The organism is Natrinema pellirubrum DSM 15624, assembly GCF_000230735.2.
In the GTDB taxonomy this organism is placed as follows: domain Archaea; phylum Halobacteriota; class Halobacteria; order Halobacteriales; family Natrialbaceae; genus Natrinema; species Natrinema pellirubrum.
The window spans coordinates 1095987-1119926 of sequence record NC_019962.1; the positions used below are offsets into that span (position 1 = coordinate 1095987).

The window sequence follows — 23940 nt, forward strand, 5'->3', positions numbered from 1 at the left end:
GACGCCATCGCCGGTTCTGGGCCGGGACCCAGTGAACAGCCACAGCAGTACATAGTGCTATATAGATCTCATAGTAGTATACTTACCTACTCTGTGACTTCGATTCGGTGATGTCGAGAGATTCCACGGCGTCTTTGCCGGCCGGACTCGGTCGGCGTGACTTTCTCGCCGCGGCGGGCGTTGGCCTCTCCGGCGGGTTGGCCGGTTGTACCGGTGTCTTCGCCGCGGAGGGCAACAACGTAAACATCGCGGGGAGCAGTACCGTCTTCCCCGTGACCGAGGCGATCGCCTCCTCGTTTTCCGAGGAGAATCCCACCGTCAACCTCTCGCTCAGTAAGACCGGAACCGGCGGTGGGTTCGGGAACTTCTTCTGTGCGGGACGGACCGACATTAACAACGCGAGTCGGGCGATCGCCGACGCCGAGGTCGAACAGTGCGGGAACAACGATATCACGCCGATCGAACTCCAGGTCGCGACCGACGCGCTGACGGTCGTCGTCAATCCCGACGCCGACTGGATCGACTGTCTCACCGTCGAACAGCTCCGGGAGATCTGGCGCGCCGACGGCGCGACCCACTGGAGCGATATCAACGAGGAGTGGCCCGACGAACCGTTCGAACTGTACGGGGCCGCGACGACCTCCGGCACGTTCGACTACTTCAACGAAGCCATCATCGGCGAGGAAGAAAATCACCGCAGCGATTACCACGCGACCGAGCGCGACCGAACGATCGTCCAGGGGGTCCAGGGCTCGGAGTACGCGATGGGCTATTTCGGCTTCTCGTATTACAGCGAGAACCCGGACTCGATCAAGGCGCTCTCGGTCGACGACGGTGACGGCTGTGTCGAGCCGTCGATCGAGACGGCCATGAACGGCGAGTACACGCCGCTCTCGCGACCCCTGTTCATCTACGTCGCCAAGGAGTCGCTCGAGAAGTCGGCCGTCCGTGACTTCGCTCGCTTCTACATGGAGCGGGCCGCCACGGACCTCGTCTCGGAGGTCGGCTACGTGCCGATCACCGAGGACAAACGCGACGAGAACATAGAGAAACTCGAGACCGCGATCGAGGAGGTGACGGCATGAGCCAGCCGGACTTCTCCCACGACGGGATCCGTACGGCGCGGGGCACCGCCTTTCGCTATCTCTTCATGCTGTGTGCGCTCCTGTCGATCCTGACGACCGTCGCGATCATCCTGACGCTGCTGATCGACGCGGTCGATTTCTTCGCGCAGGTTTCGCTCGTCGACTTCCTCACCGGCACGCGCTGGAGTCCGACGAACGAGCCGATCGCATTCGGCGTCCTCCCGCTGATCTCAGGGACGCTGGTCATCACGATCGGGTCGGCGCTGGTCGCGCTCCCGATCGGACTGCTGACCGCGATCTATCTCAGCGAGTACGCCTCCGATCGACAGCGGGCCTATCTCAAACCGGCGCTCGAGGTACTCGCCGGCGTCCCGACGGTCGTCTACGGCTACTTCGCGCTGGTCTATGTTACGCCGGCGATCGACACGATCCTGCCGGTCGATCTCTCGACGTTCAACGCGCTGTCGGCCTCGATCATGGTCGGCATCATGATCATCCCGATGGTGTCCTCGATCAGTGAGGACGCGATGAGCGCCGTCCCGGACTCGCTGCGGCAGGCCAGTTACGGGCTCGGTGCGACGAAGTTTACCGTCTCGACGTCGGTCGTCGTGCCGGCGGCGCTGTCGGGGATCTTCTCCTCCTTTATCCTCGCGCTCTCGCGGGCGATCGGCGAGACGATGATCGTCGCCATCGCCGCGGGCCAGACGCCGCGGATGATCGACCTGACCGACCCAGCGGGGATGTTCCTCGACTCGATCCAGCCAATGACCTCCGCGATGGTCCAGATCGGCACCGGCGACATCGTCGGGCAGGGGCCGGCGTACAAGAGCCTCTTCGCGGTCGGACTGACCCTGTTCGTCATCACCTTCGTCATGAACCTGATCAGTGAACTCGTCGCGTCGCGGTATCGGGAGGTGTATCGCTGATGGCGGCCGACACCGGAGAGACACCCGCCGGCGGTTTCGGGCGCGTCAGTCGGACGAAAGACATCGCGTTCCGCCTGCTCGCACTGGCGGCGACGCTCGTCGGCATCGTGTCGCTTGCGGCGTTGCTGCTGAACGTCGCCGTCGACGCCGTCGGCTGGCTCGACTGGCAGTTCCTCACGAATCCGCCACACCCCAACCCCTACGAGGCCGGGTTCCTGCCCGCGCTCGTCGGCTCCATCGCGATCATGCTGATGATCGCGCTGGTCACCTTCCCGCTCGGCGTCGGCGCCGCGGTCTACCTCGAGGAGTACGCCGACGACGGCTATCTCACCCGCTTTATCCAGCTCAACATCGCGAACCTCGCGGGCGTCCCCTCGGTCGTCTACGGCCTGTTGGGACTGGGCCTGTTCGTGGGCCTGTTCAACATCGGCTACGGGACGGTACTGGCGGCCGCGTTCACCATCGCCTTGCTCATCCTGCCGATCGTGATCATCTCCGCGCAGGAGGCGATTCGGGCCGTTCCCGATTCGCAGCGACAGGCGTCCTACGGGATGGGCGCGACGAAGTGGCAGACGATCCGCAACGTCGTCCTGCCCCGCGCGATGCCCGGCATCATGACCGGGACGATCCTCGCGCTCGGCCGCGCGATCGGCGAGACGGCACCGCTGATCATGATCGCCGCGCCGACGACGGTGTTCGGGCTGCCCAACAGCTTCTTCAGCAAGGTCAGCGCCATGCCGCTCCAGATCTACAACTGGGCGTCCTATCCCCAGACGGAGTTCCAGTACGGCGTCGTCGCCGCCGGCGTCGTCACCCTGCTGGTCGTTCTGCTGACGATCAACTCGATCGCGATCATCATCCGGAACCGCTATCAACAGCGCACCTGACAATGACTAACGAACAGATGACTTCCTCGGAAACGGAACCGACCGACGACCAACCGGCCCCGACGCCGGGCACCGATGGCCTCACCGACACCGCCGACTCCGGCGGGGAAACGACGACCGACCGCACGCTGCTCGAGGCCCGGGACCTGAACGTCTACTACGGGGAGGAACAAGCGCTCTCCGACGTCGACATCGAGATCCCCGAAAAGCAGGTCACGGCGGTCATCGGCCCGTCGGGCTGTGGGAAATCGACGTTCCTCCGGTGTATCAACCGGATGAACGACCTCGTCGACAGCGCCCGCGTCGAGGGCGAACTCCGCTTCGACGGGAAGAACGTCTACGACGACGACGTCGATCCCGTCGCGCTGCGCCGGAAGATCGGCATGGTCTTCCAGTCGCCGAACCCGTTCCCGAAGTCGATCCACGACAACGTCGCCTACGGCCTGAAAGTCCAGGGGAAAGACGACGGCGATGTCGACGCGAAGGTCCGGACCGCCCTCGAGCGGGCCGCGTTGCTCGAGGAAGTCGAGGACCAACTGGACGCGAGCGGGCTGGACCTCTCGGGCGGCCAGCAACAGCGGCTCTGTATCGCGCGGGCGATCGCGCCGGACCCGGACGTGATCCTGATGGACGAACCGGCCTCGGCGCTGGACCCGGTCGCGACCTCGAAGATCGAGGACCTGATCGAGGACTTGGCCGAGGAGTACACGGTCGTCATCGTCACCCACAACATGCAGCAGGCGGCCCGTATCTCCGATAAGACCGCGGTCTTCCTGACCGGCGGCGAACTCGTCGAGTTCGACGATACGGACAAGATCTTCGAGAACCCCGAACACGAGCGCGTCGAGGACTACATCACCGGCAAGTTCGGATAGCCGGCGTCACCGGTCGGCCGCGGCGTTTCGCTTTGCTCACTGCATTCGATCCACACTGTTCTCATTCGAGCGAGTCAGTCGGTCGAGAGACACCGTCAGACAGGGGAATGTGTGTTCTGTACTGAGAATGCTATTTATTGTCTCACACGACATGAGTACTGAGCAGAATGGTCGCAACGGGGGTCCATATCCTGTGTAGTTTGGCACTGGTCGTGCTAGTCACTCAGACCCGTCGCGGGGCCCCGTACCTCGTGGCCGCGCTCGCCGCCGCCGCTCCGGACGCAGACACGTTCCTCTTTCGGCCGCTGGTCGAACTCAGCGCCGTCGGCGGAGCGCTGTGGAGCCACCGGGCGCTGACCCACTCGCTGCTCGGTGGCCTCGTCCTGATCGGGGTCCTCTCGGCCGTCGGCCCCTGGCGGGCCGTCGTCCTCGGTGTCAGTTCGCATATCGCGCTCGATCTCGTCAGCGGCGGCGTCCGGCTGCTTGCCCCCATCGACGATACGGTGTATGGCACGTCAGTCGACTGGCTGCTGCTGAACGCCGCCGTCTCGGCCGTCGCGGTCACCGTCGTCCTCGGTGGCTTGCTCGCGATGAAATACGACGTCCGACGCCCGGAGCCGCTTCCTTTCCCGGCGACACCGCTCGAGTGGCTCCGGTAACGCGTCCACGATCGCCGACCCGGTCGCAGTGCCGTCCGCGACCGGCAGCCGCCGACCCGTAGCAGTACTTCGCACACAGTATTTATGAAGGACGGACGGGCTTTGATTACTATGGCCAGGAAATCCTACCAGGAGAAGCTCACGGAACTCCGTGAGGACGTCCTCTACATGAGTGAGGTCGTCATGGAACGACTGCGCATGGGACTGGACGCGTTAGAACAGAAAGACGAGGACCTCGCACAGGAAGTGATCGAGGGCGACGGCGAGATCAACCGGATGTACCTCGATCTGGAGCAGGACTGTATCGACCTGCTCGCGCTGCAGCAGCCAGTCGCGAGCGATCTCCGTTTCATCGCCGCCTCGTTCAAGATCATCACCGACTTGGAGCGGATCGCCGATCTGGCGACGAACCTCGGCGAGTACACCATGGACGCCGAGCAGGACCTGTTCCCCGACGTCGACGTCCAGGAGATGGGCGAACTGACCCTCGACATGCTCGAGGACGCGATGATGGCCTACGACACCGAAGACACCGACCGCTGTCGGGAACTCGCCGGCCGCGACGACGATCTCGACGAGTTCGCCGAACGGGCCAGCGAGATCGTCGTTCGCGACCTCATCGAGCGCGAACTCGACTCGACCGACGAGGTCGAGCGCATTCTGCAGGACGTCTCCCGGCTCCTGTTGACGATCCGCGACCTCGAGCGGGTCGGTGACCACACGGTCAACATCGCTGCGCGGACGCTGTACATGGTCGAGAACGACGACGAACTCATCTACTGAACGCCCCGCTCGAGAACCGAGTTACTCGGACTCGTTGTCTTCCGTCTCGTTGCTCTCGGTCTCGTTTTCCATCGACTCGTTACCGTCCGTTTCGTTGCCCTCCGTCTCGTTCCCCATCGACTCGTTGCCCTCGCTCTCGTTGTCGGCCCCGCCGTTACCGCCGCCACCGCCGCTTTCGACTTCGATATCGGCGACCATCGACGTCGGATGGACCTCACAGATGTACGTGACCATCTCGCTGCTGGCCTCGAACTCGAGCCACTGATCGTCCCCGGGTTCGGTGACCCGCTCGGTCGCGAGGTCGTCGACGACCTCGTCGTTCTCGTCGTAGATCGCGATGTTGTGTTCGGCGCCGTCGCCGGTCGTCCAGCCCATCTCGTAGGTTTCCCCCTCCTGGAGGGTGATCGTCGGGTTCTCCTCGTCGGCGATCGAGTCGGGCGCGATGCCGACCCAGCCGGCCGTCTGTCCGTCGAACTCGATCTGGGTACCGGGTTCGATCGTCTCGCCCCCACCGCCTCCGTTACCGTTGCCGTTACCGTCGTCACCGTTACCACCGCCACCACAGCCCGCAACGACTGCCGTCGAAGCCGCGACACCTGTCAACTGAAGCATTCGCCGTCGGGATAACCGATCGTCTCGTGCCATCGGGCTGACTTTGCGCTCAACGGGAATAGTCGAATACCCGTCTACTGCGTGGGACTCATATACGAGCCGGTCTGCACGAGATTCGTGGCTGTTTCCCGACTAGCTCCTGTTTGGGAGTGCTGGCTCGGGTCACTCCCCGGTCGGCGGCGACGCCCGGTCGCGCTCCGGAACGCGGGTCAGCAACTGGGCCGTGTCGACGACGTTTCGCGTCTCGAGCAGCAGTTCCGCCGCCTCCCGGACCGTAAACGCCGCCTCGAGGTCGACGCCGTGACACCGTGTGTAACACTCGAGCCAGCGGTTCATCGCGGTCTCGAGGGCGGCCAGTTCGGCCTCGGTAAACGGGACCGTGCGACCGCCGGTCCGGCCCTCGACGTAGAGCCAGACGGCTGGGCCCACGCCATTTCGAAGATAGGCGTCGGCATCGCCGGGGGCCGGAGAGCGGTTCGACGCCGTCGGAGAACGGTCGTCCCCGTCGAACGCCGCCCGCTCGCGCTCGGCCCGGCGTGCGAGCGCGGCGATCCGCGGGCCGTACCGGCTCACGTTACCCCTCCCTGTATTCGACACCCTTGCCACCGCGGGGGTGTTCCCACTCCGTGTCGGCGACGACCGCACAGGTGCCACACTCCACGCAGGGTTGGGTGTCGAGACTGACCAGCGTCTCCTCGGTGCCGTTGGTCTTGACCGCCTCCGAGCGGTAGCAGCCGCCGCCGAAGTCCTCGGCGCTGACCGGACAGGCGGTGACCGCCGCGCCGCTGGCGTCGAGGGACTGATCCAGCAACTCGATATGAGGGTTGCCCACGTCGGTGTCGTAGGTCAGGTCGCCGATCCGCTCCTCGAGCGTCGGCGGCTCGATCTCGCTCCCCCAGTGGATCGTCTTGCCGTGTTCCTCGGCGATTAGCGTCGGTAGGGAGACGTAGCCGGTCTTCGTGTCCGGCAGCATCGACACCAAGAACGGCGAGTTGTAGGCCCGCTCGAGCAGTCGGTCCGCGATCGGGTTGCCGACCGCCAGCGATCCAAGCGGCGACTCGAGGACCCGTTCGACGGCCCCGGTCACGGCCTCGCGCTCGCCGACGGCGCGGGCGAGGTCGTACCGGCGGGGCCGGAGCTTGGCCATGGTGCCGGAGTCCTCGAGCAGCTTGGTATAGCGCCGCCCGGCGGCCGCCGGGTCTGCGTTGCCCCGAGTAACGGCGAAGGCGTCGGCCGCGAGCGCGCCGGCGGTGACGGCGTGGTTCATCCCCTTGATAATCGGTCCCTGGGCCTGCATCTGGCCGGCCGCGTCGCCGACGAGGACGAGCCGGTCACGGTAGGGGCTGCGATGAGCCGCCTTCTTCGAGTCGGGGACGAGCTTCGCCGCGTACTCGCGTTCGTCGTACTCGTTGCCGAACCAGCCGGCCAGCAGTGGATGCGTGAGCAACGCGTCGAGCAGTTCGTGCGGTTCGGCCTCCCGCTCGAGGAGGCTATCGAGGTGGAAGACGGTCCCGATCGAGAGCGAATCCTCGTTGGTATACAGGAAGCCACCGCCCCGGACGTCGTCGAAGAGATCGCCGGAGAACAGGTGGGCAGCGCCCTCGTCGGAACCGATATCGAAGCGGTCGTCGATCGCGGCGGGATCGACGTCGACGACGGCCTTGACCCCCTGGAACCACTCTTCGGGCTCCTCCCAGTCCATCAGTCCAGCCTCGCGGGCGAGTTCGGAGTTGACGCCGTCGGCCGCCACGATCAGGTCGGCCGTGATCGGCTCGAGTTCGTCGCAGGTGACGCCGACGATCTCGCCGTCGTCTTCGAGCAGGCCGTTGACCCGCACGTTCGTCAGCACGCCGCCGCCGGTCTCGCTGGTCTTCTCGTGGACGCGTCGCTCGAGCCACGAGTCCATCTCCCGGCGGAGGACGGCGTCACACCAGTCGGTGTCGTGTTCGTGGAGGTCGGTCAGATCGTACGTTTTGACCTTGTTGCCGGCCACGTTGTGGATGTAGTAGTCCGTCACCGGCCGTTCGGTCGCTTCCTCGCGGAAGCCATCGAAGAGGTCCGCGAGCGTGTAGGGGGCGGACGACTCGCCGTAGAGCAGGCCGCCGGAGACGTTCTTCGAGCCCGCCTCGGTGCCGCGTTCGAGGACGAGCGTCTCGACGCCGTGGTCGGCCAGCCGCGCCGCGGCCGCGGCCCCACCGGGGCCACAGCCGACGACGATCGCCTCGTAGTGTTCGTACTCGTCAGTCATCGTCCTCACCTCCGTCGGCGACGGCTTCGGCCTCGAGCGCCGTCTCACCGGCCTCGACGGCCTCGGTCAGGCGCGGCAGGACCTCGAAGAGGTCGCCCTCGATGAAGTAGTCCGAGAAGTCCCGGATCCGGGCGTCGGTGTCGGTGTTGACGGCGACGATGGTGTCGGACTCGTCCATGCCGACCTTGTGCTGGACCGCGCCCGACACGCCGGCCGCGATGTAGACGTCGGGCGCGACGACCTGGCCGGTTTCGCCGATCTGGCGTTCCTCCGTCGCGTACCCCTCGACGTGGCCCTCGAATTCGTAGGAGGAGGTGACGATCCCCCGCGTGATGCCGAGTTCGGCGTCCTCGAAGGCGTCGACCAGCTCGAGCCCCAGTTCCATCCCGCGGGTCGGGTCGTCCGCGATCCCGCGCCCGAGACAGACCATCACGTCGTGGCCCGTGAGATCGATCCCGGCCTCGAGGCGGTCGTACTCGGTGATCTCGACGCGGAACCAGTCGTCGTCCAGTTGCATGTCGTGTTCGACGACGAGCCCGTCGCGGTCGTGGTCGGGCTCCATGGGCTCGAAGCTGCCCGGAATGACCGAACAGCCCTGTGGGTGAAACTCCCGGCCCGGGTTGTCGAGACAGAGTATCGTCGAGTACTCGAACCCCGAGAAGTCCGGCCGCTTCATGTGCAGGACTTTCTCGAAGGTCTTCTTCACGCCCGGTTCGCCGGTTTTGACCGGGTTCGAGACCTCGTTCTCCTCGATGAAGAGGTCCGAACAGTCCGAGGCCAGCCCGGAGTCGAGTTCGGCCTGGACCTTCGCCGAGAGGTCGCGCCCATTGTTCGTCGCCGGGAACAGGACGTACCGGGGCTTGTCGTAGTCGCGCCAGTCGGTACTCTCGATCGAACCCTCGCCGCGGGCCATGTGGGACGCGATCTCGGTGTAGGGCTTGTGCAGGAACCGTTCCAACCTGTGGTCGTCGTGGTAGACGGCCACGTCGGCCCCGTAGGCGATCGACTCCTCGGCGAGTCCCTCGCAGTCGTCGCCCATCAGGAACGCGACGACCCGCTCCTCGTCACCGTACTCGTCCGCGAAGTCGTCCATCAGTTCGCGGGCCTTGCCCAGCATCTCCGTCGAGACCTCGAGCAACTCGCCGCCCTGGGTCTCACAGAACACCCACATGTCGGCGTAGTCGCCGTCCGCGAGGGCCCGGACGTGTCGCTTGTCGCGGGTGGGGTGGGAGAGGCCGTCGTCTTCCTCGGCCTCGGTCTCGGGTTCGTCGGCATCCGTCTCCGCGTCGTCGGATTCGGCGTCCGACTCGTCTTCCGCCTCGACGCCGTCGCTCTCGGCTCCGATCTCCTCGAGCCGGTCGCGGATCGCTTCGCGGGCCGTGTCGCGATCCTGGCCAGCCCGCTCGGCCTCGAGGATCGCCCGCAGTTCGTCCGCGTCGTCGACGGTCTCGAGTTCGTCGGTCAGTTCCGCTACCGTGTGGTCGTCCGGATCGATGGCCGGCATCTCAATCACCCGCCTCCGCGGCGTAGGGTTGTATCTCCTCGAGTACCTCGCCCATGCCGTCGCCGGCGTCGGGATCGATCATCGTCGCCTCGCGCTCCGAGGGCGCTTTGGGGATCGGATCCACCGAGGAGACGATCGTCGGCGAGCCGTCGAGCCCGATGTAGTCGGGGTCGAGATTCAGATCGGCGTGGTCCCACGTCGTCAGGTACTCCTCGTGGTCGGCGGCCCGCTCCTCGGTCTCGGCCCGGAGCCGCTTGCGGGTCAACCGCTGGGACGCCGTCCGGTAGGTCGGCTCGAACTCGGGATCGGTGACGACGAAACACGGCAGGGGCGCTTCGACCGTCTCGATCTCGTCGACGTCTCCCTCGACGAGCCGCTTGGCTCGCAGGGTCCGCTCGTCGGGATCGATATCGAGCGCGACGACGTGGGTGACGATCGGCCAGTCCATCGCCCAGCAGGTCTGTGGGCCGGTCTGGCCGGTCTCCCCGTCGGCCGTCTTGAACCCCGCGAAGACGATGTCGATGTCGGCGACTTCCTCCTGGTAGGTCTCGAGGCCGGCCGAGAGCGTGATCGCCGTCGCCCACGTGTCGGAGGCTGCAAGCTCACGGTCGGACAGCAGGTAGCTGTCGTCGGTGTAGACCGTCTCCATCGCCCCCTGCAGGACCTCTGCATACCCCGGCGGTCCCATGCTCATCCCGCTGACGTGGCCGCCGTGGCGGATCTTCGTCTGGAGCGCGGCCTGCAGTGCGAACTCGTCGTTGGGGTTCATCACCGTCGGCGTCTTTCCTCGCTCTAAGTGGCCCTCCTCGTCGAACGAGACGGCCCCCTCGGAGAAGTCGGGGACGCCTTTCGTCAGTACGATCGATCGCATGAATACCCCCGTCGGTATATGACCATTGTTGACATGGCTGTGGCCTTCTATCATAGTATCAGTATTAAGAATAGGGGTGAAAATCGCCGATAGAGAGCGCTGATCGGCGGGTCGGCGCTGTCGGCCGCCCTTCGAGACGCTCCGAGGTTCCGTCCGTAGCGTCCGCTCGAGCGGAGACAATCAGTACTGCGAGGAGCGATCGGCCGTCCGCTTCATTCGCGATCGCGCTCGGTCGTCCGCATCGTGATCTCGCCGTCAGCGCGGATCGTCCCGTCGATCTCGGCGTCGGGGCCGAGTTCGAGGTCCGCACAGACGACGTCACCGAGGACCCGCGCGTCGGCGGCGACATCGACGTCGCCCTCGCGCGTGGTCACGTCGCCGTGGATGCGGGTCCCCTCGCCGACGGTGATGTCGCCGCGCGCACGGAGGCTCCCGAAAATGTTGCAGTCCGCGCCGACGGCGATCCGTTCGGCACGGACGTTGCCATGGAGTCGGCAGTCGTCGCCGATCGTCGCGGGTGTCGAGACGCGCCAGGCGTCGTCGCCGACGGTCGCGTTCCGGGGGATCACCAGCGGTTCGGCCTCGGAGTCGCCGTCGTCGTCCTCGACGAGTTCGGACACGAGCCGCTGGGCGGTGTCTTCCTCGCCGATCAACAGCAAGTGCTTGAGATAGACGAACAGGAAGACGATCGTCGGCATCGGGTTCCGGATGACGATCCAGCCGTTGGCTTCGAACCCCTCGTCGATCTCAACGTCGTCGCCGATGTCGAGATCGCCGGCGACTTTGAGCCTGCCGCCGATGTGAACGCGCTCGCCGACGTAGGCGTCCTCGCCGACCAGCACGTTCTCGGCGACGTCACACCACATGTCGAGTCGGCAGTCGCCGTCGGCCTCGATCGCGCCGCCGAATTCGGCGGACTCGCCGGCCAGCACGTTCCGGCCGCGTACGCCGAACCCGACGGTCGAGCGGGCCCCGACGAGGACGTCCCCATCGGTAACGAGGTCGCGCTCTTGGGCTTCCGTCCCGTCGGGAACGACGAGTTCGTCGAGCGGGTCCCTGCTGAAGGCCACACTCGGGCCCAAAGGGGGCACCACCTAATAAACCTCGCGCGTCGTCAGTCGTCCGTCGGACGCCCGTCTGCCGGTCCCGGCGCTCGACCGCCGTGCCCAGTCGCCTCGCTTTTACACCCCCGTTGCGTACTCCCGGTCATGACTACGCTCGCATTCGACGACGAGGGCGTCGACGTCGTCTACGAAGGCACCGAGTTCCGTCTCGAGAAGGACCTGATCGAGGAAGCCACCGAGAAGTCCTACTACGACGTGACCGACCACGAGGTACTACAGATCGTCGCCGAACAGCCGAACCTGCAGGGTGAGCCACGACGCGTCGGTGACATTCTAGACTGAATCCGACCCGGTCAGTAGACCACGTGGAGTAACACGAAGACGACGATCCCCAGCGAGAACGAGACCAGCCACAGCGACGCCGCGACGCGGCCGATCCGGGCGTGGCTCGTCGCCGGGATCTCCGCGACCGGCCGCGAGGCCGCAAGCAGGAGAACGTAGTACAGCAGCGGGATACAGACGATCGCCAGCAGGATGTGGATCGCCAGCAGCGGCAGGTAGACGAACTGCTCGATCGTCGCCGGCCCCGGGAAGTCCGACGGTCCGCCCATCACCGTCAGTCGATAGAGATAGAGCGCGAGAAACGTCGCGAACAGCCCGAACGACGACAGCATCGCGACCCGGTGCCGGCCGATCGCGCCGCGGCGGATCGCCCGCCAGCCGACCGCGATCGTCCCGATCGCGACCGCGCTGATGATGGCGTTGACCGCCGGAATCGCGTCGATGACCCACTCCGGGGCGGCGGGCACGCTCGAGGCGGGGATCCGGCCGCCGGCGGCCGCGAAGACCACCGCTAGCGACACGACGCTCAACACGCCGGTAAGCAGGCGCACGCGCTCTCGAGGGACGTATTCCATGTGTGGACGTTCGAGTGGAGCGGGAAAGTGGTTGCTCTCTCCGCTGGACGACTCGTGCAGGGAGAGACGATAGATCGGCTCCGAGGGGGCACGAGGACTGGACTACCTCGCGGCGGGTCGTCGTTCGGACCGATCCCGAATCAGGACGGTCACGAACGAGAGGACGAAATCGAAGATGAGCGCCGCCAATACCCCGTACCGAATCAGGAAGAAGCTCCCTGCGACCGCGGCAATCACCCCGGCGATTGCTGCGGACCCGGTTCCGGTGGCAGCGGTGGACCGGTACACGTGGTATCCGACACCCACCTGGAGGACGAACGCGATGAGACCGAACAAAGATATTGCGGGCATTCAACAGCGATTCGGAGAGTGCAATTATATACATGCCGGTGCCTGTGAGTGAAATTCCCCTCTGCAGGCGGTCGTATCGCTGCCCGTCGACCGGTAGTTCGTGACAACCAGTCGTGGTCTTCGTGCTGTCGCTGACAGGCACTGTTCTTTCGACTTCGAGTAGTAACAATCGCGGTAGTTGACGCCGTGGCTCGTCGGTGTAGCGTCGGAAAGGATTATGCGTGGGTGATGTCCACGAAGGGAAATCACCTGCATCGGTTTGGGGTGGAGCTCAGCCACCTGTGCGATGCGTGGGACCGGATTCGAACCGGCGGACCCCTACGGGACAGCGCCCTCAACGCTGCGCCGTTGGCCTGGCTTGGCTACCCACGCTCGCGGTCTCTGTCTGCACTCAATGGTATCCAGTGTGATTATAAAAGCCCTTTCCTTTGGATCGGCGACTGCGGCCGGATCACACGTGGACGACGGTCCCGCGTGACAGGTTCGCGGACTACTCGTCCGACCGAGACGCCATGGGCGCGAACACGTGCGGCATATTCTTGCCGCGCCCCGCGAGACACAAAGGTTTCAACGCTCGAGCGAAATCTCAGATCGATGCAGTCGGGACGAACACGCGCGCTCGCAGGTGCTGTCGTGGCCAGCGGCATGGTCGCAGCGGGTCTGCTCGTCTCGCCGTCGACGGCAATCGGGGCCGTCGACTCGCTCGCCGCCGATCCGCTTTCCTTCGGCTTCGTCGTCGCCGGGCTCTATCTCGTGCGGCCCCTGCTCGCGTGGCCGACCACGCCGCTCGCGGCCGTCGTCGGCTACGGGTACGGCGTCGCCGTCGGCGTTCCGATCGCACTCGCAGGCGTTGTCGTCACCGTCCTGCCGATCTTTGTCGCCGTCGGCTGGCTCGCTGGCGACGAGTCGACCGAGGATGTCCCCACGACGTCGAACGGGTGGGACGAGGGCGGACTCCTCGAGCGTACCGGCGACGCCGTCGATCGTTACTACGAGACCGCGGGGCCGCTTCGGGGCGTCGTCGCCTCGCGGCTGGCCCCGATCCCGTCGGACGTCGCGACGTGTGCCGCGGCAGTCAGCGACGTTTCGCTCCGGTGGTTCCTCGTGGGCACGGCGGTCGGCGAACTCCCATGGACGATCGCTGCGGTCGTCGTCGGAGCCTCCGCGGCGACGGCGACAGCGGGCGGGATCGGCGACGCCGGGCTGGCAGTGTCGCTGGCCGGCCTTCTCGCGGCCTGTCTCTTGCTCGCCGGGCCCGCCTACCGCACGCTCCGATCGCGAGACCCGCTCCGAACGGGAAACGGCCAGTCGACGGACAACTGATCGAACGGCCCACTGCTACTCGTCGCTCCTCGCTCTCGAGTCCATCGACCAGCGACTCGCTCATCGCCGGGAGTTGCGTCTCGAGTCTGGCGTTCGGCTCGAAATACCGAGAACGGATCAGCGGAAGGGGTCGCTACAGTCGATGATGACCCCGTGGTGGGGACAAACGTACTTGCAGTGGCGCTTGTACATCGGGGCTTCGCAGTGGGGACACCGCGGCGCGCCGGCTCCGTCGCTCGAGGCTGCCGTCTCCCTACCATCGACGGAGCCGTCCCCAGCGTCGGCAGTCATACGACGCCGTTCGCGCCGGCCGGTGCTAAGTGTGGTGTTTGCGGTGACGCTCCCGGCCGCTGTCCCGAAAAAACGACCGCGAAAACGGAACCGATCCCTCAGTTAGCGCTCAGCACTCGCTCCAGCCACAGGACTCGCAGGTCTTGCAGCCTTCGGAGAAGTACAGCGACATCGAACCGCAGTCGGGACACTCCGGCGACTCGCCGGCCTCGATGAGGTCCTGGGTCGTGTCGTCGGCGTCCGCGGACGCGGCGGCCGCCCCGCCGTCGGTCTTCGGCCCGTCGTAGACCTCGGCGTCGGCCGACTCCTCAAGGGTCTGCTGTTTCGGATACGGCTTGTCGATCTCACCCTCGAGGTACCGGCGCATCGCAGTGCCGATGGCGTCGGGGATGGACTGGATCTGTTCGCCCTTGTCCCAGGCGACTTTCGGCGACCGGGTCCCACAGAGTTCGTCGACGATCTCCTCGGGGTCGACACCGGAGCGCAGCGAGGTCGAGATGACCTTCGCCAGCGCCTCGGTGAAGGAGTTGGTGAAGCCGCCCGAATGGCCGATGTTGGCGAACAGCTCGAACGGCTGACCGGTCTCGGGATCTTCGTTGATCGTCACGTAGATCTTCCCGTAGCCGGTGTCGATACGCTGGCTGACACCCTGCAGGGCGTCGGGCCGCTCGCGCTTCTCGGTGAAGTCGACCTGGACGGGCTCGCCGTCCTCGTCGAGGAGTCCGCCGACGTCCGCCTCGAGGACGTCCTGGACTTCCTCGCTCTCGAGGAACGCCGTTAGGCCGCCGAAGATCTCGTCGATCTGCTCGACGAGGGCCTGTGCGGCCTCGGTCTCGTCGGCGAAGTCGGCGTTGTCAGCGCGGGTGGTCAGCACCTGCTTGCTGCGGGTGCCGTCGCGGTAGTAGGTGACGCCCTTGCCGCCGTGTTCGTAGATGTACTCGAACACGTCCTTGGCGTCCTCGAGCGTGGAGTCGTTTGGCGCGTTGACCGTCTTCGAGATCGCGGAGTCGACGCCTTCCTGACAGGCGACCTGGACGCCGGCGTGTTCCTTCGCCGAGAGATCGCCGGTCGTGACGAACAGTTCGCCGATGGCGTCGGGCACTGTCGAGAGTCCCTCGACCCCGTCGAACTGGTTGGTGGCCATCTGCTCTTTGGCCTCTTCTTTGACCGCGTCGACGTCGATGTCGTTGTCCTCGAGAACGCGGAGGAAGTAATCGTCGAACTCGACGAGCATCTCGTCGCCCTGGACGTCGTCGGAGACGTTCTTGTAGTAGGCGACGTTGTAGATCGGCTCACAGCCGCCGGTGGTGTTGCCGACCATCGAGGTCGTGCCGGTCGGTGCGATGGTCGTCGTGTTGTGGTTCCGGATGGCGAACCCGTCTTCCCAGTCGTCGGCGTCGAGACCGGTCTGCTTCTCGAACCACTCGCGGTACTCGGTCGGGTTCGCGTACTTCGATTTGTCCCACTCGTCGAAGCTGCCCCGTTCTTCGGCGAGTTCGTGGGAGGTCCACTTCGAGGTGTGGTTGATGTGACGCATCAGCTGGCGTGCGACCTCGTTGGAGGTCTCGCTGCCGTATTCCATGCCGAGCTGGATGTACAGCTGTGCCAGCCCCATGATGCCCAGGCCGATCTTGCGCATCTCCCGGACCTTCTGCTCGATCTTTTCGACCGGGAAGTCGCTCATCGTGACGACGTTCTCGAGGAACCGGGTGCCCATCTCGATGCGGCGGTCGAACTCCTCGAAGTCGATCGCCTCCTCGAGGAAGGCATCGACGGCCTCGGCTCGCGACTCGTACTCGTCGCCGTGGTCGTCGTACCAGACGCGCCAGTCGGGGGCCTCCAGATCGGCGAGCGTCGAGAGGTTGATGTGCCCGAGGTTACAGGCCTCGTACTCCTCGAGGGGCTGCTCGCCGCAGGGGTTGGTCGCGAGGATGCGGTGGTCGGGGTGTTTCTCGACGTCGAAGGAGTGTTGTTTGTTGATCCGCTCGAGGTAGACGACGCCGGGTTCGCCGTTCTCGTGGGCACCCTCGACGATGTCGTCCCAGAGTTCTTCGGCCGGGATCGACAGCTCTTCGCCGACCTCGACGTGGTCGCCGAGGCCGAACATCTCGTAGAGTTCCTTCGTCTCGGCCGTGGCGATGTGGGGTTCGCCCGTTCGGGGGTTGGTGAACGTGAACTCCTCGCCGTTCTTGACGGCGTCCATGAAGTCGTCGGTGATGCCGACGGAGATGTTGAAGTTCGAGAGGTGGCCCTCGACCGCGTTCCGGAGGTGCTTGGGGACCCGCCCGTCGTCGTCGATGAGTTCGCGGGCCTCCTCGAGGGCATCCTGGAAGGAGGTGTGCGTGTAGTCGTCGGGGTCGTTCAGCCGCAGCGTCTCGGCCAGCGAGACGTCCTTGTTCTTGGCGTGGATGAACTGGATGACGTCCGGGTGAGAGACGCGCATGACGCCCATCTGTGCGCCGCGGCGGGCGCCGCCCTGGGCGATCGTCTCGCACATCTGGTCGTAGGTGCGCATGAACGTGATCGGGCCGCTGGCGATGCCGCCGGTCGAGCCGACTGCGTCGCCGTAGGGCCGGAGCCGCCAGAAGGCATAGCCCATCCCGCCGCCGCTCTGGAAGACCTGCGCGGCCTCCTTGGCGGTCTGGTGGATATCGTCGATGTCGTCCTCGGGGGAGTCGACGAAACACGCCGAGAGCTGCTGGAGTTCGTCACCGGCGTTCATCAGGGTCGGCGAGTTCGGCATGAAATCCAGGTTTTCCATCATGCCCTGGAACTCGTCGGCGACGTCCTCGACGTGGTCGCGGATCTCGTCGGGGAGTTCGGGGACGACGGTGTCGTAGGCGAACTTGTTGACGTTGTGGATAGACAGCGTGGCTTCGGCGTCGTCCTCGGCGGTGGTGCCCGCGCCGAACACGTCCGCGGCGAGTTCGTCCCGTCGCGGGTGGTCGGGCTTGAGCTGGTCGGGCGTAACCGTAATCTCAGTATCGCGGTTTTCGGCTTCGTAGACGGCCTCGGCCAGCGCGATGTTCTTGCCGACGCGGTCGAAGAGATCCTCCTGGGCCTCGATGAGGTTGCCGTCGGCGTTCTTGCGGAGATAACGGGCCGGCAGAATGTCGTGATAGGCGTTGTCGGTCAACCGCTCCTCGAGGGTTTCCCCCTCGGTGCGCTTGATCGGGAGCGTCAACTCCTCCGCGGAGAGCTCGGCGTCGCTCATGCGCGCGTCACCTCGTCGCTACCTCGCTGCAGTACGTCGATCGTGGCGTGGGTCCGGGTCCTGACTTGCATCATTCGTGACGAAGGTTCGGTATTCATCCATCCATCATAAAACGTGGTGTTGTAGTCCTACCGTTCTTGTAGTAATACAAATTAGGTTGTATAGATGTCTCTGTCACCTTGTCGTGTTCGGTCAGCAGGCGACCGGTGAAACGGCCGCTGCCGTGGTCGCTCGAACCTACGTGGGCGACCGTCTTAACCATTTTCAGACCGGACTGAAAGTGACTGTCTGCGACGTGATGACGGTTCCCTCCGGTGGTTTTCTCTTTCATAGCCTCACAGTCCGACGCGCCGAACGATCGCTCGAGCGAGTCAGTCACTGACGACTGTCAGTCACGACTTCCAGAAAGATTACGTCCCTCCAGTGCGGGGGGTCGTACATGATCGAAGCACTGACTTCGGGACCGACGATCCTCCTGGTCCTGGCGGCGCTTGCCGCCGTCGCCGTCGCCGTCGTCGCGATCAAGATCGCAATCAAACTGGCCGTCCGTATCGGCATCGTCGCCGCCGTCGTACTGGCGGCGCTGTACGCCACCGGCTTCACCGACCTTGGCTTCCTGCCGTTCTTCTGAGACGCCCCTTTTCGCCGCTTACTCCTTCGCGAACGCGAGGAAGTTCTCGATCACGTCGTGCCCGACGGCCGTGAGGACGCTCTCGGGGTGGAACTGCACGCACTCGAGGGGGTATTCCGCGTGGCGCACGCCCATGACGAGCGTCTCCGAGCCGTGTTCTGCGGTCGCGGTCACCTCGAGACAGTCCGGCACGTCGGTCGCGACCAGCGAGTGGTACCTGCCCGCACGGAATCCCTGCTCTAAGCCCGCAAAGACGCCCTCGCCGTCGTGATCGACCGCGGAGGCCTTGCCGTGGATCGGCTCCGGCGCGCGGCCGACGCTGCCGCCGTACTCGTAGACGGCGGCCTCGAGGCCGAGACAGACACCGAGCGTCGGGACGTCGGGGCTGATCTCCCGGAGAACCTTCATCGTGATGCCGACGTCGCGGTCGTGCTTCGGATGCCCGGGGCCGGGGCTGATGACGATCGTGTCGGGGTCGACCGCGCGGACGTCCGCGAGCGACGCGGTGTTTTTCAGGACCTCGGTCTCGGTGCCGGCCTGCTGGCTGACGTACTCGACGAGGTTGTAGGTAAAGGAGTCGTAGTTGTCGACGAACAGCACCGTCAGCGGCTCCGTCTCGCCGTCGCGGCCCGCCGCGTCGCGGTCGTCCGCCGCCGTCGCGCTCATCGGCTCACCTCCGGCGTCGTGTCGGGCTCGCCGTCCGACGGCGGCTCCGTGGCCGGGAGTTCGATCTCTTCGAGGGCCGCGAGGACGCCGCCCATCTTCTGTTCGGTCTCCTCGTACTCGGCAGCGGGATCGCTGTCGGCGACCAGTCCCGCGCCCGCCTGCACGGTGATTCGATCCCGCTCGTCCGCGGTTTCCACGGTCGCCGTCCGAATCACGATCGCGAAGTCCGCGTCGCCGGACCACGAGTAGTAGCCGACGCCGCCGCCGTAGAGCCCGCGGGGCTCGGACTCGAGGTCGTCGATGATCTCCATCGCGCGGACCTTCGGCGCGCCAGAGAGCGTGCCGGCGGGGAACGAGGCCCGCGTCGCGTCGAACGCATCCGAGCCCGCGGCGAGCCGGCCGGTCACCGTCGACTCGATGTGCTGGACGTGGCTGTACTTGAGGACGTTCATGAACTCGTCGACCCGGACCGAGCCCGGTTCCGAGACGCGGCGCACGTCGTTGCGCGCGAGGTCGACCAGCATCGTGTGTTCGGCGCGTTCCTTACCGTCGGCCAGCATCTCCCCCGCGAGCCGGCGGTCCTCGACGGGGCTCGAGCCCCGGTCGCAGGTGCCGGCGATGGGGTTCGACATGACCTCGCGACCGCGCACCGAGAGCAGGGTCTCGGGACTGGCCCCGACGACGGTCAGATCGTCGTGATCGAGCAGATACATGTACGGCGAGGGGTTGACCTCGCGCATCGCCTCGTAGAAGCCGAGCGGATCGATGTCACCGTAGAGTTCCCGCGTGCGGGAGATCACGCCCTGATAGATGTCGCCGTCGAGGACGTGTTCCTTGGCCGCACGGACGCTGTCCTCGTAGGCGGCTTTCGGTCCGGCGACCTCCTCGTCGCGGACGAAGCCGCCGGTCTCGGGCGGTTCGGCCGCACACAGCGTCGCCGCCACCTCGGCGGCCTCCGCGACGAGCGCGTCGTAGACCGCGTCGGGGTCGTCGTCGGCCTCGAGAACGGGTGTACAGACCAGCGACACCGTCCCGTCGCGCTCGTCGAAGGTCAGGGTCTTGGTCGTCAGGAGGAACTGCGCGTCCGGGAACCGCGAGTCGGGCCGCTCGTAGCCGACTTCCTCGAGCCAGAGGTCGTAGACGGCCTCGTAGGCCAGGAAGCCGACCAGCCCGCCTTCGAGATGCTGGCGGTCGTGATCGGGCACGTTCTCGAGGCGAACGTCGGGCATCGCGGCCCGGAGCGCATCGACGGTATCGCCGTCGGCGTCGGTGTCGACGGCCTCGAGCGGTGCCTCGTCGGTCAGGGCCTCCACGGTCGCCTCGCCGGATTCGACCGTCACGACGGCCTCGGGGTCGTAGCCGACGTAAGAGTAGCGCGCGTGGCGCTCGGCGTCGGCGGAACTCGGCCGGAACGCGCCGTCGGGGTCGCTCGAGGCGGTCTTCCCCGCGCTCTCGAGGAGGAAGGCGTAGGGTGAGCGCTCCCGGTCGCTCGCCTCGGAGCGGCCGGTGAGCGCGGCGTAGGCCGCAAGCGGCGTCGTCTCGACCTCGAGGGTCGCGACGGTCCGGACAACGGCCGGTCGGTCGTCCCGGTCGGCACTCGAGCCGGCGTATTCACGGAACGCCTCCCGATCGAGATCGAACGAGAACCGGTCGGTGGGGGTGGGTTTGGGATCGGGCATGGGAGTCACGCGTCGGGCTCCGCCCGCTTGCGGGCGGTCTTGGCTCGGTCGACGAACGAGCGAACGGCCTCGTGGTCTTTGACCCCGCCCCGCTCCTCGACGCCGCTGGCGACGTCGACGGCGAAGGGCGCGACGGTCCGGACCGCGTCACCGACGTTCTCGGGGGTGAGACCCCCGGCGAGGATCAGCGGCGACTCGAGGTCGGCCGTGGCGGTACGGGTCCGGTCCCAGTCGTGGGTGCGGCCGGTCCCACCGCCGCCCTCGGCGCTGCCCGTGTCGACGAGGAGGCCGTCGACGATCTCGTCGTAGGTCTCGGCGGTCGCGGCGTCGTCGGCGTCGACCGCGAGCAGCAGTTCCGCCTCGAGGTTCGCGCGCAGGTACGCGAGGTCGCCGGGTCGGATGTCGCTGTGGATCTGGATCGCGTCGGGCTCGATCTCCTCGACCAGTTCGATCGCGTCCGCCGGCCCGTCGGGCATCGTCACGAGGACGCTCGTGACGAACGGCGGGGTCGCCGCCGCCAGCGCCGTCGCCCGCTCGATCGAGACTTCGCGGGGCGTGTCGACCGAGACGTCACAGATGATGCCGACCGCGTCCGCGCCCGCGTCGATCGCCGCCTCGAGGTCGGCCTCGTCAGTCAGGCCGCAGATCTTGACCCGGGTCATCGGTCCCCGGTCGGCTGGGCCGTGACGCCGCGTAACTGGTCGAGTTTCTCGGCGGCCGCGCCCGACTCGATGGCCTCGCGGGCCGCGTCCGCGCCGTCCTCGAGCGAGTCGGCCTCGCCGGCGACGTAGATCGCCGCGCCCGCGTTCGCGAGGATGACGTCGCGTTTCGCGCCGGTCACGTCGCCCTCGACGATCCCGCGCATGTCCGCGGCGTTTTCCTCGGGCGAGCCGCCCGAAATGTCGGCGATGTCGTGTTCAGCGAGGCCGAGATCGGCCGGCTCGAGGGTGTACTCCTCGACCGACTCGCCGTCGTCTCGCGGCTCCGCCGCTCGAGGGTTCGCGGAACTTCGTTCCGCGCAGACTTCTGCGACTCGGGTCTCGCCGTGGATCGCGATCTCGTCGGTGCCCGCGCCGTGGACCACCAGCGCGCGCTCGATGTCCATCCGTGCGAGCGCGTTCGCGAGGACGGGAACGAGGTCGGGGTCGTAGACGCCGACGACCTGTGCGTCCGCGCCCGCGGGGTTGGTCAGCGGGCCGAGAATGTTGAAGATCGTCCGCATCCCCAGTTCCTTGCGCGGGCCGATGACGGCCTTCATCGCCGGGTGGAAGACCGGCGCGAGCATGAACCCGATACCGTCCTCCTCGATGGCTTCCTCGACGGCCGGGGGCTCGGCTTCGACGTCGACGCCGACTTCCTCCAGGACGTCCGCGCTGCCCGACGAGGAGGAGACGGAGTAGTTGCCGTGCTTGGCGATCGGAACGCCGGCCCCGCCGGCGACGATCGCGCTCGTCGTCGAGACGTTGATCGTGTCGTAGTCGTCCCCGCCGGTGCCACAGGTATCGACCAGCGGCGCCCGGTCCGGCGAGATCGTTCGGGCCGCATCGCGCATCCCTTCCGCGAAGCCGGCGATCTCGGCTTCGGTCTCGCCTTTCGCTCGCAGCGCAGCCAGCAGCGCGCCGATCTGTGCCTCCGTCGCGTCCTCGAAAACGGCCGCCGAGGCCGCTCGAGCGCCCGCTTGCGTGAGATCCTGCCCGTCCGTGACTCGTTCGACGTAGTCCTGCATAGTGAACACCAATGTACGTAGTTGTCTTGTAATGCCCAAATCAGTACATCGACTTAAGCGTGTCGCCCGGCTGCGTGCGGACGAGTCGCGTACGGCGGTCGATTCGAAACCTTCAATTAGTGTGCCCGGCAATGATTGAATGCAGCGGACGTGGCGACGCAGGCCACGGACGAAGGTCGAACCAGGGTTGGTGGTCTAGTCTGGTTACGACACCTCCTTGACATGGAGGAGGCCGGCAGTTCAAATCTGCTCCAACCCACTTCTACGACGCAACAACGAGGTGCGAGCGACAGGTCCACGCCCGAACGGAACGGCTGGCGCCTTTTTCGCGACCGAATGCGACTGTCGTCCCGAGGAAGTCGTCCACAATTTCGACCAGCTGGACCCGTCGGTCCGATCCTGCAGTCGTCGCTCTCGAGGGGCAGTTGGGTCCGAGAAACCGGCGGAAAATCGCACCCGAACGAGCGACACCGTCCGGGGGTCGTCTCTCCCGACCGTCGGGGTCCGGTCGAAGGACGACGCTCGTAGTCGCGATTACTCGACGGCGTCCCAGGTCGCCGAGGCCGTCACCCGGTCGTCGCTGACATCGACCGAACGCTCGTCGGCGGAGGAACCGAGCGAGTCCTCGAGCGCGTCGGCATCCGCGTCGCCGACGACGGCGGCGAACTCGCCGGAGCCACCACCATCGCCGTCGAGCGAGAGCGAGCTGACGCCCCCCTCGAGCCCCTCGAGTTCGGGATACTCCACGTCCGAGAACGCCCCGTCGCCGCTGGTAGTGCCGTCACCACCAACGTCGGTTTCGAACTCGTCACCGTAGCCCCCGTACGCGACGGCACCGTGACCGGCGGCCGAGAGGAACCACTCGACGTCCGCGACTTCCTCGGTCGCCCGCTCGGCGTCGCCCGCGGCGGCCTCGATCGGCGTCTTGACTGTGGCGACGGGATCGGTGACCTCGTTGCCGCTGACGAAGACGATCGCGTCCTCGCCGACGGCGATCGCGTCGGCACTCCCGTCGCCGGGGGTGAAGATGTCGTAGTCGTCGATCGCGTCGGTTCGCTCGTACTGCTTCGCGAATGCGGACTCGGGTTCGGCGGTGAGGACATCGGCCACTTCGTCGGTGTCGATATCGCCGGGCAGGACGACCGCCTGATTGGCCACGACTGTCGCGTTGGCACTCGAGTCGAGCGACTCCACGTCCTCGGAGTCGGTCGCCTCGAGGACGCCGGTAAGACCGTAGGAGTTGAGTCCGAACGCGATGACGAATCCCGCCGCCATCGTCCCGGCCATCGGCAGCCCCATCATCGGGTCGTTCTGATACTCTTCGCCCAGTTCGTCGTCCTGCGTCTCGTCGTCGCTTTCGGAGTCCTCGAAGTCCGACCAGTCGATGTAGATGAACCCGACCGCGCCCTCGTCGTCGGTGGTGAGCCACTGCGCGTACGTCGGCGGGGAGTCCTCGCCGTCTCCGTTCCCGTTGCCGCTTTCGTCGTCGGACCCGAGACAGCCGGCGGCACCCGCTGCCATCGAAACACCTGTGAGCTTCAACACATCACGGCGGTTTACAGTCATGATAGTAGACGAGTCCCGTTATCTATTATAAAATCCCGTTGAACCGGATCGAACGGTACAAA

24 protein-coding genes and 2 tRNA genes are annotated in these 23940 nt (G+C 66.1%); 10 read left to right on the plus strand and 16 right to left on the minus strand.

The annotated features are described in order from the left end of the window. Positions 1 to 110: 110 nt before the first annotated feature. From NATPE_RS05445 to phoU, 6 genes are all read left to right on the plus strand, one after another. On the plus strand, positions 111 to 1085 hold the full coding sequence (locus NATPE_RS05445; RefSeq protein ID WP_015298804.1) for a PstS family phosphate ABC transporter substrate-binding protein: 975 nt from the start codon (positions 111 to 113) through the stop codon (positions 1083 to 1085). Next, positions 1082 to 2011, plus strand: coding sequence for a phosphate ABC transporter permease subunit PstC (gene pstC / locus NATPE_RS05450; RefSeq protein WP_006179763.1), 930 nt, complete (start codon positions 1082 to 1084; stop codon positions 2009 to 2011). The genes NATPE_RS05445 and pstC overlap by 4 nt, the downstream gene beginning before the upstream one ends. Beyond that, a complete protein-coding gene (pstA, locus tag NATPE_RS05455) occupies positions 2011 to 2898 on the plus strand; it encodes a phosphate ABC transporter permease PstA (protein WP_006179762.1) in 888 nt (295 codons plus the stop codon). The genes pstC and pstA overlap by 1 nt, the downstream gene beginning before the upstream one ends. Positions 2899 to 2900: 2 nt before the next feature. Next, positions 2901 to 3773: a phosphate ABC transporter ATP-binding protein PstB gene (pstB, locus tag NATPE_RS05460; protein WP_015298805.1), complete on the plus strand. Its 873-nt coding sequence runs from the start codon at positions 2901 to 2903 to the stop codon at positions 3771 to 3773. Positions 3774 to 3940: 167 nt separating this feature from the next. Continuing rightward, positions 3941 to 4432, plus strand: coding sequence for a metal-dependent hydrolase (locus NATPE_RS05465; protein ID WP_015298806.1), 492 nt, complete (start codon positions 3941 to 3943; stop codon positions 4430 to 4432). Positions 4433 to 4543: 111 nt separating this feature from the next. Beyond that, positions 4544 to 5215, plus strand: coding sequence for a phosphate signaling complex protein PhoU (gene phoU / locus NATPE_RS05470; protein WP_006179760.1), 672 nt, complete (start codon positions 4544 to 4546; stop codon positions 5213 to 5215). 21 nt (positions 5216 to 5236) lie between these two features. Here the strand turns inward: phoU and NATPE_RS05475 are convergent, their stop codons facing one another. From NATPE_RS05475 to NATPE_RS05500, 6 genes are all read right to left on the minus strand, one after another. Further along, on the minus strand, positions 5237 to 5827 hold the full coding sequence (locus tag NATPE_RS05475) for a cupredoxin domain-containing protein (protein ID WP_006179759.1): 591 nt from the start codon (positions 5825 to 5827) through the stop codon (positions 5237 to 5239). Between the two features lie 162 nt (positions 5828 to 5989). After that, positions 5990 to 6400 (minus strand): hypothetical protein, encoded by a 411-nt coding sequence (locus NATPE_RS05480; RefSeq protein ID WP_006179758.1) that lies wholly within the window; start codon positions 6398 to 6400, stop codon positions 5990 to 5992. Position 6401: 1 nt separating this feature from the next. Next, positions 6402 to 8075, minus strand: a complete 1674-nt coding sequence (locus NATPE_RS05485) for an FAD-dependent monooxygenase (protein ID WP_006179757.1) — start codon at positions 8073 to 8075, stop codon at positions 6402 to 6404. Continuing rightward, positions 8068 to 9579 carry an electron transfer flavoprotein subunit alpha/FixB family protein gene (locus NATPE_RS05490; RefSeq protein ID WP_006179756.1) on the minus strand — a complete coding sequence of 504 codons (1512 nt, stop codon included), beginning with the start codon at positions 9577 to 9579 and terminating at the stop codon, positions 8068 to 8070. The genes NATPE_RS05485 and NATPE_RS05490 overlap by 8 nt, the downstream gene beginning before the upstream one ends. 1 nt (position 9580) lies before the next feature. After that, complete coding sequence (locus NATPE_RS05495; protein ID WP_006179755.1) at positions 9581 to 10450, minus strand: electron transfer flavoprotein subunit beta/FixA family protein; 870 nt, start codon at positions 10448 to 10450, stop codon at positions 9581 to 9583. A 212-nt stretch (positions 10451 to 10662) separates the two neighbouring features. Further along, entirely contained in the window at positions 10663 to 11520 is an 858-nt protein-coding gene (locus NATPE_RS05500) for a polymer-forming cytoskeletal protein (RefSeq protein WP_006179754.1), read from the minus strand. A 138-nt stretch (positions 11521 to 11658) separates the two neighbouring features. Between NATPE_RS05500 and NATPE_RS05505 the strand changes: the two genes are divergently transcribed. Further along, the gene (locus NATPE_RS05505; protein WP_006179753.1) at positions 11659 to 11856 is read left to right on the plus strand and encodes a DUF5800 family protein; all 198 of its coding nucleotides are present in this window, start codon (positions 11659 to 11661) and stop codon (positions 11854 to 11856) included. Positions 11857 to 11867: 11 nt separating this feature from the next. Here NATPE_RS05505 and NATPE_RS05510 read toward each other — a convergent pair whose 3' ends face one another. The 3 genes from NATPE_RS05510 to NATPE_RS05520 form a co-directional block, all read right to left on the minus strand. Next, a complete protein-coding gene (locus NATPE_RS05510; RefSeq protein ID WP_006179752.1) occupies positions 11868 to 12431 on the minus strand; it encodes a DUF420 domain-containing protein in 564 nt (187 codons plus the stop codon). A gap of 102 nt (positions 12432 to 12533) precedes the next feature. Then, the gene (locus NATPE_RS05515; RefSeq protein WP_241432721.1) at positions 12534 to 12767 is read right to left on the minus strand and encodes a hypothetical protein; all 234 of its coding nucleotides are present in this window, start codon (positions 12765 to 12767) and stop codon (positions 12534 to 12536) included. Between the two features lie 302 nt (positions 12768 to 13069). Continuing rightward, positions 13070 to 13154, minus strand: a tRNA-Leu gene (locus NATPE_RS05520). Between the two features lie 222 nt (positions 13155 to 13376). Between NATPE_RS05520 and NATPE_RS05525 the strand changes: the two genes are divergently transcribed. Continuing rightward, positions 13377 to 14105 carry a TVP38/TMEM64 family protein gene (locus tag NATPE_RS05525; RefSeq protein WP_015298808.1) on the plus strand — a complete coding sequence of 243 codons (729 nt, stop codon included), beginning with the start codon at positions 13377 to 13379 and terminating at the stop codon, positions 14103 to 14105. A 117-nt stretch (positions 14106 to 14222) separates the two neighbouring features. Here NATPE_RS05525 and NATPE_RS22585 read toward each other — a convergent pair whose 3' ends face one another. Further along, positions 14223 to 14396, minus strand: a complete 174-nt coding sequence (locus tag NATPE_RS22585) for an HVO_2523 family zinc finger protein (protein WP_015298809.1) — start codon at positions 14394 to 14396, stop codon at positions 14223 to 14225. Between the two features lie 109 nt (positions 14397 to 14505). After that, positions 14506 to 17610 carry an adenosylcobalamin-dependent ribonucleoside-diphosphate reductase gene (locus NATPE_RS05530; protein ID WP_006179749.1) on the minus strand — a complete coding sequence of 1035 codons (3105 nt, stop codon included), beginning with the start codon at positions 17608 to 17610 and terminating at the stop codon, positions 14506 to 14508. A gap of 439 nt (positions 17611 to 18049) precedes the next feature. Between NATPE_RS05530 and NATPE_RS05535 the strand changes: the two genes are divergently transcribed. Beyond that, on the plus strand, positions 18050 to 18241 hold the full coding sequence (locus tag NATPE_RS05535) for a hypothetical protein (RefSeq protein WP_006179748.1): 192 nt from the start codon (positions 18050 to 18052) through the stop codon (positions 18239 to 18241). A gap of 18 nt (positions 18242 to 18259) precedes the next feature. Here the strand turns inward: NATPE_RS05535 and trpG are convergent, their stop codons facing one another. From trpG to trpD, 4 genes are read right to left on the minus strand one after another with little or no spacing between them, the layout of a single operon-like run. Beyond that, positions 18260 to 18907: an anthranilate synthase component II gene (gene trpG, locus NATPE_RS05540; protein ID WP_006179747.1), complete on the minus strand. Its 648-nt coding sequence runs from the start codon at positions 18905 to 18907 to the stop codon at positions 18260 to 18262. Continuing rightward, on the minus strand, positions 18904 to 20586 hold the full coding sequence (gene trpE / locus NATPE_RS05545; protein WP_006179746.1) for an anthranilate synthase component I: 1683 nt from the start codon (positions 20584 to 20586) through the stop codon (positions 18904 to 18906). The genes trpG and trpE overlap by 4 nt, the downstream gene beginning before the upstream one ends. Before the next feature lie 5 nt (positions 20587 to 20591). After that, a complete protein-coding gene (locus NATPE_RS05550; RefSeq protein ID WP_006179745.1) occupies positions 20592 to 21248 on the minus strand; it encodes a phosphoribosylanthranilate isomerase in 657 nt (218 codons plus the stop codon). After that, complete coding sequence (gene trpD, locus NATPE_RS05555; RefSeq protein ID WP_006179744.1) at positions 21245 to 22312, minus strand: anthranilate phosphoribosyltransferase; 1068 nt, start codon at positions 22310 to 22312, stop codon at positions 21245 to 21247. Before trpD ends, NATPE_RS05550 begins: the two co-directional genes overlap by 4 nt. Before the next feature lie 184 nt (positions 22313 to 22496). On the opposite strand from trpD, the gene NATPE_RS05560 reads away from it, so the two are divergent. Next, positions 22497 to 22571: transfer RNA gene (locus NATPE_RS05560), tRNA-Val, on the plus strand. A 275-nt stretch (positions 22572 to 22846) separates the two neighbouring features. Here NATPE_RS05560 and NATPE_RS05565 read toward each other — a convergent pair. After that, positions 22847 to 23833, minus strand: coding sequence for a hypothetical protein (locus NATPE_RS05565; RefSeq protein ID WP_006179743.1), 987 nt, complete (start codon positions 23831 to 23833; stop codon positions 22847 to 22849). Between the last annotated feature and the right edge of the window lie 107 nt (positions 23834 to 23940).

Bases quoted from the DNA above. Each gene is read 5' to 3' on its own strand.
- NATPE_RS05445 (WP_015298804.1), top strand. From the start codon at position 111: ATGTCGAGAGATTCCACGGCGTCTTTGCCGGCCGGACTCGGTCGGCGT.
- pstC (WP_006179763.1), top strand. From the start codon at position 1,082: ATGAGCCAGCCGGACTTCTCCCACGACGGGATCCGTACGGCGCGGGGC.
- pstA (WP_006179762.1), top strand. From the start codon at position 2,011: ATGGCGGCCGACACCGGAGAGACACCCGCCGGCGGTTTCGGGCGCGTC.
- pstB (WP_015298805.1), top strand. From the start codon at position 2,901: ATGACTAACGAACAGATGACTTCCTCGGAAACGGAACCGACCGACGAC.
- NATPE_RS05465 (WP_015298806.1), top strand. From the start codon at position 3,941: ATGGTCGCAACGGGGGTCCATATCCTGTGTAGTTTGGCACTGGTCGTG.
- phoU (WP_006179760.1), top strand. From the start codon at position 4,544: ATGGCCAGGAAATCCTACCAGGAGAAGCTCACGGAACTCCGTGAGGAC.
- NATPE_RS05475 (WP_006179759.1), bottom strand. From the start codon at position 5,827: ATGCTTCAGTTGACAGGTGTCGCGGCTTCGACGGCAGTCGTTGCGGGC.
- NATPE_RS05485 (WP_006179757.1), bottom strand. From the start codon at position 8,075: ATGACTGACGAGTACGAACACTACGAGGCGATCGTCGTCGGCTGTGGC.
- NATPE_RS05490 (WP_006179756.1), bottom strand. From the start codon at position 9,579: ATGCCGGCCATCGATCCGGACGACCACACGGTAGCGGAACTGACCGAC.
- NATPE_RS05495 (WP_006179755.1), bottom strand. From the start codon at position 10,450: ATGCGATCGATCGTACTGACGAAAGGCGTCCCCGACTTCTCCGAGGGG.
- NATPE_RS05505 (WP_006179753.1), top strand. From the start codon at position 11,659: ATGACTACGCTCGCATTCGACGACGAGGGCGTCGACGTCGTCTACGAA.
- NATPE_RS05510 (WP_006179752.1), bottom strand. From the start codon at position 12,431: ATGGAATACGTCCCTCGAGAGCGCGTGCGCCTGCTTACCGGCGTGTTG.
- NATPE_RS05525 (WP_015298808.1), top strand. From the start codon at position 13,377: ATGCAGTCGGGACGAACACGCGCGCTCGCAGGTGCTGTCGTGGCCAGC.
- NATPE_RS22585 (WP_015298809.1), bottom strand. From the start codon at position 14,396: ATGACTGCCGACGCTGGGGACGGCTCCGTCGATGGTAGGGAGACGGCA.
- NATPE_RS05530 (WP_006179749.1), bottom strand. From the start codon at position 17,610: ATGAGCGACGCCGAGCTCTCCGCGGAGGAGTTGACGCTCCCGATCAAG.
- NATPE_RS05535 (WP_006179748.1), top strand. From the start codon at position 18,050: ATGATCGAAGCACTGACTTCGGGACCGACGATCCTCCTGGTCCTGGCG.
- trpG (WP_006179747.1), bottom strand. From the start codon at position 18,907: ATGAGCGCGACGGCGGCGGACGACCGCGACGCGGCGGGCCGCGACGGC.
- trpE (WP_006179746.1), bottom strand. From the start codon at position 20,586: ATGCCCGATCCCAAACCCACCCCCACCGACCGGTTCTCGTTCGATCTC.
- NATPE_RS05550 (WP_006179745.1), bottom strand. From the start codon at position 21,248: ATGACCCGGGTCAAGATCTGCGGCCTGACTGACGAGGCCGACCTCGAG.
- trpD (WP_006179744.1), bottom strand. From the start codon at position 22,312: ATGCAGGACTACGTCGAACGAGTCACGGACGGGCAGGATCTCACGCAA.
- NATPE_RS05565 (WP_006179743.1), bottom strand. From the start codon at position 23,833: ATGGCAGCGGGTGCCGCCGGCTGTCTCGGGTCCGACGACGAAAGCGGC.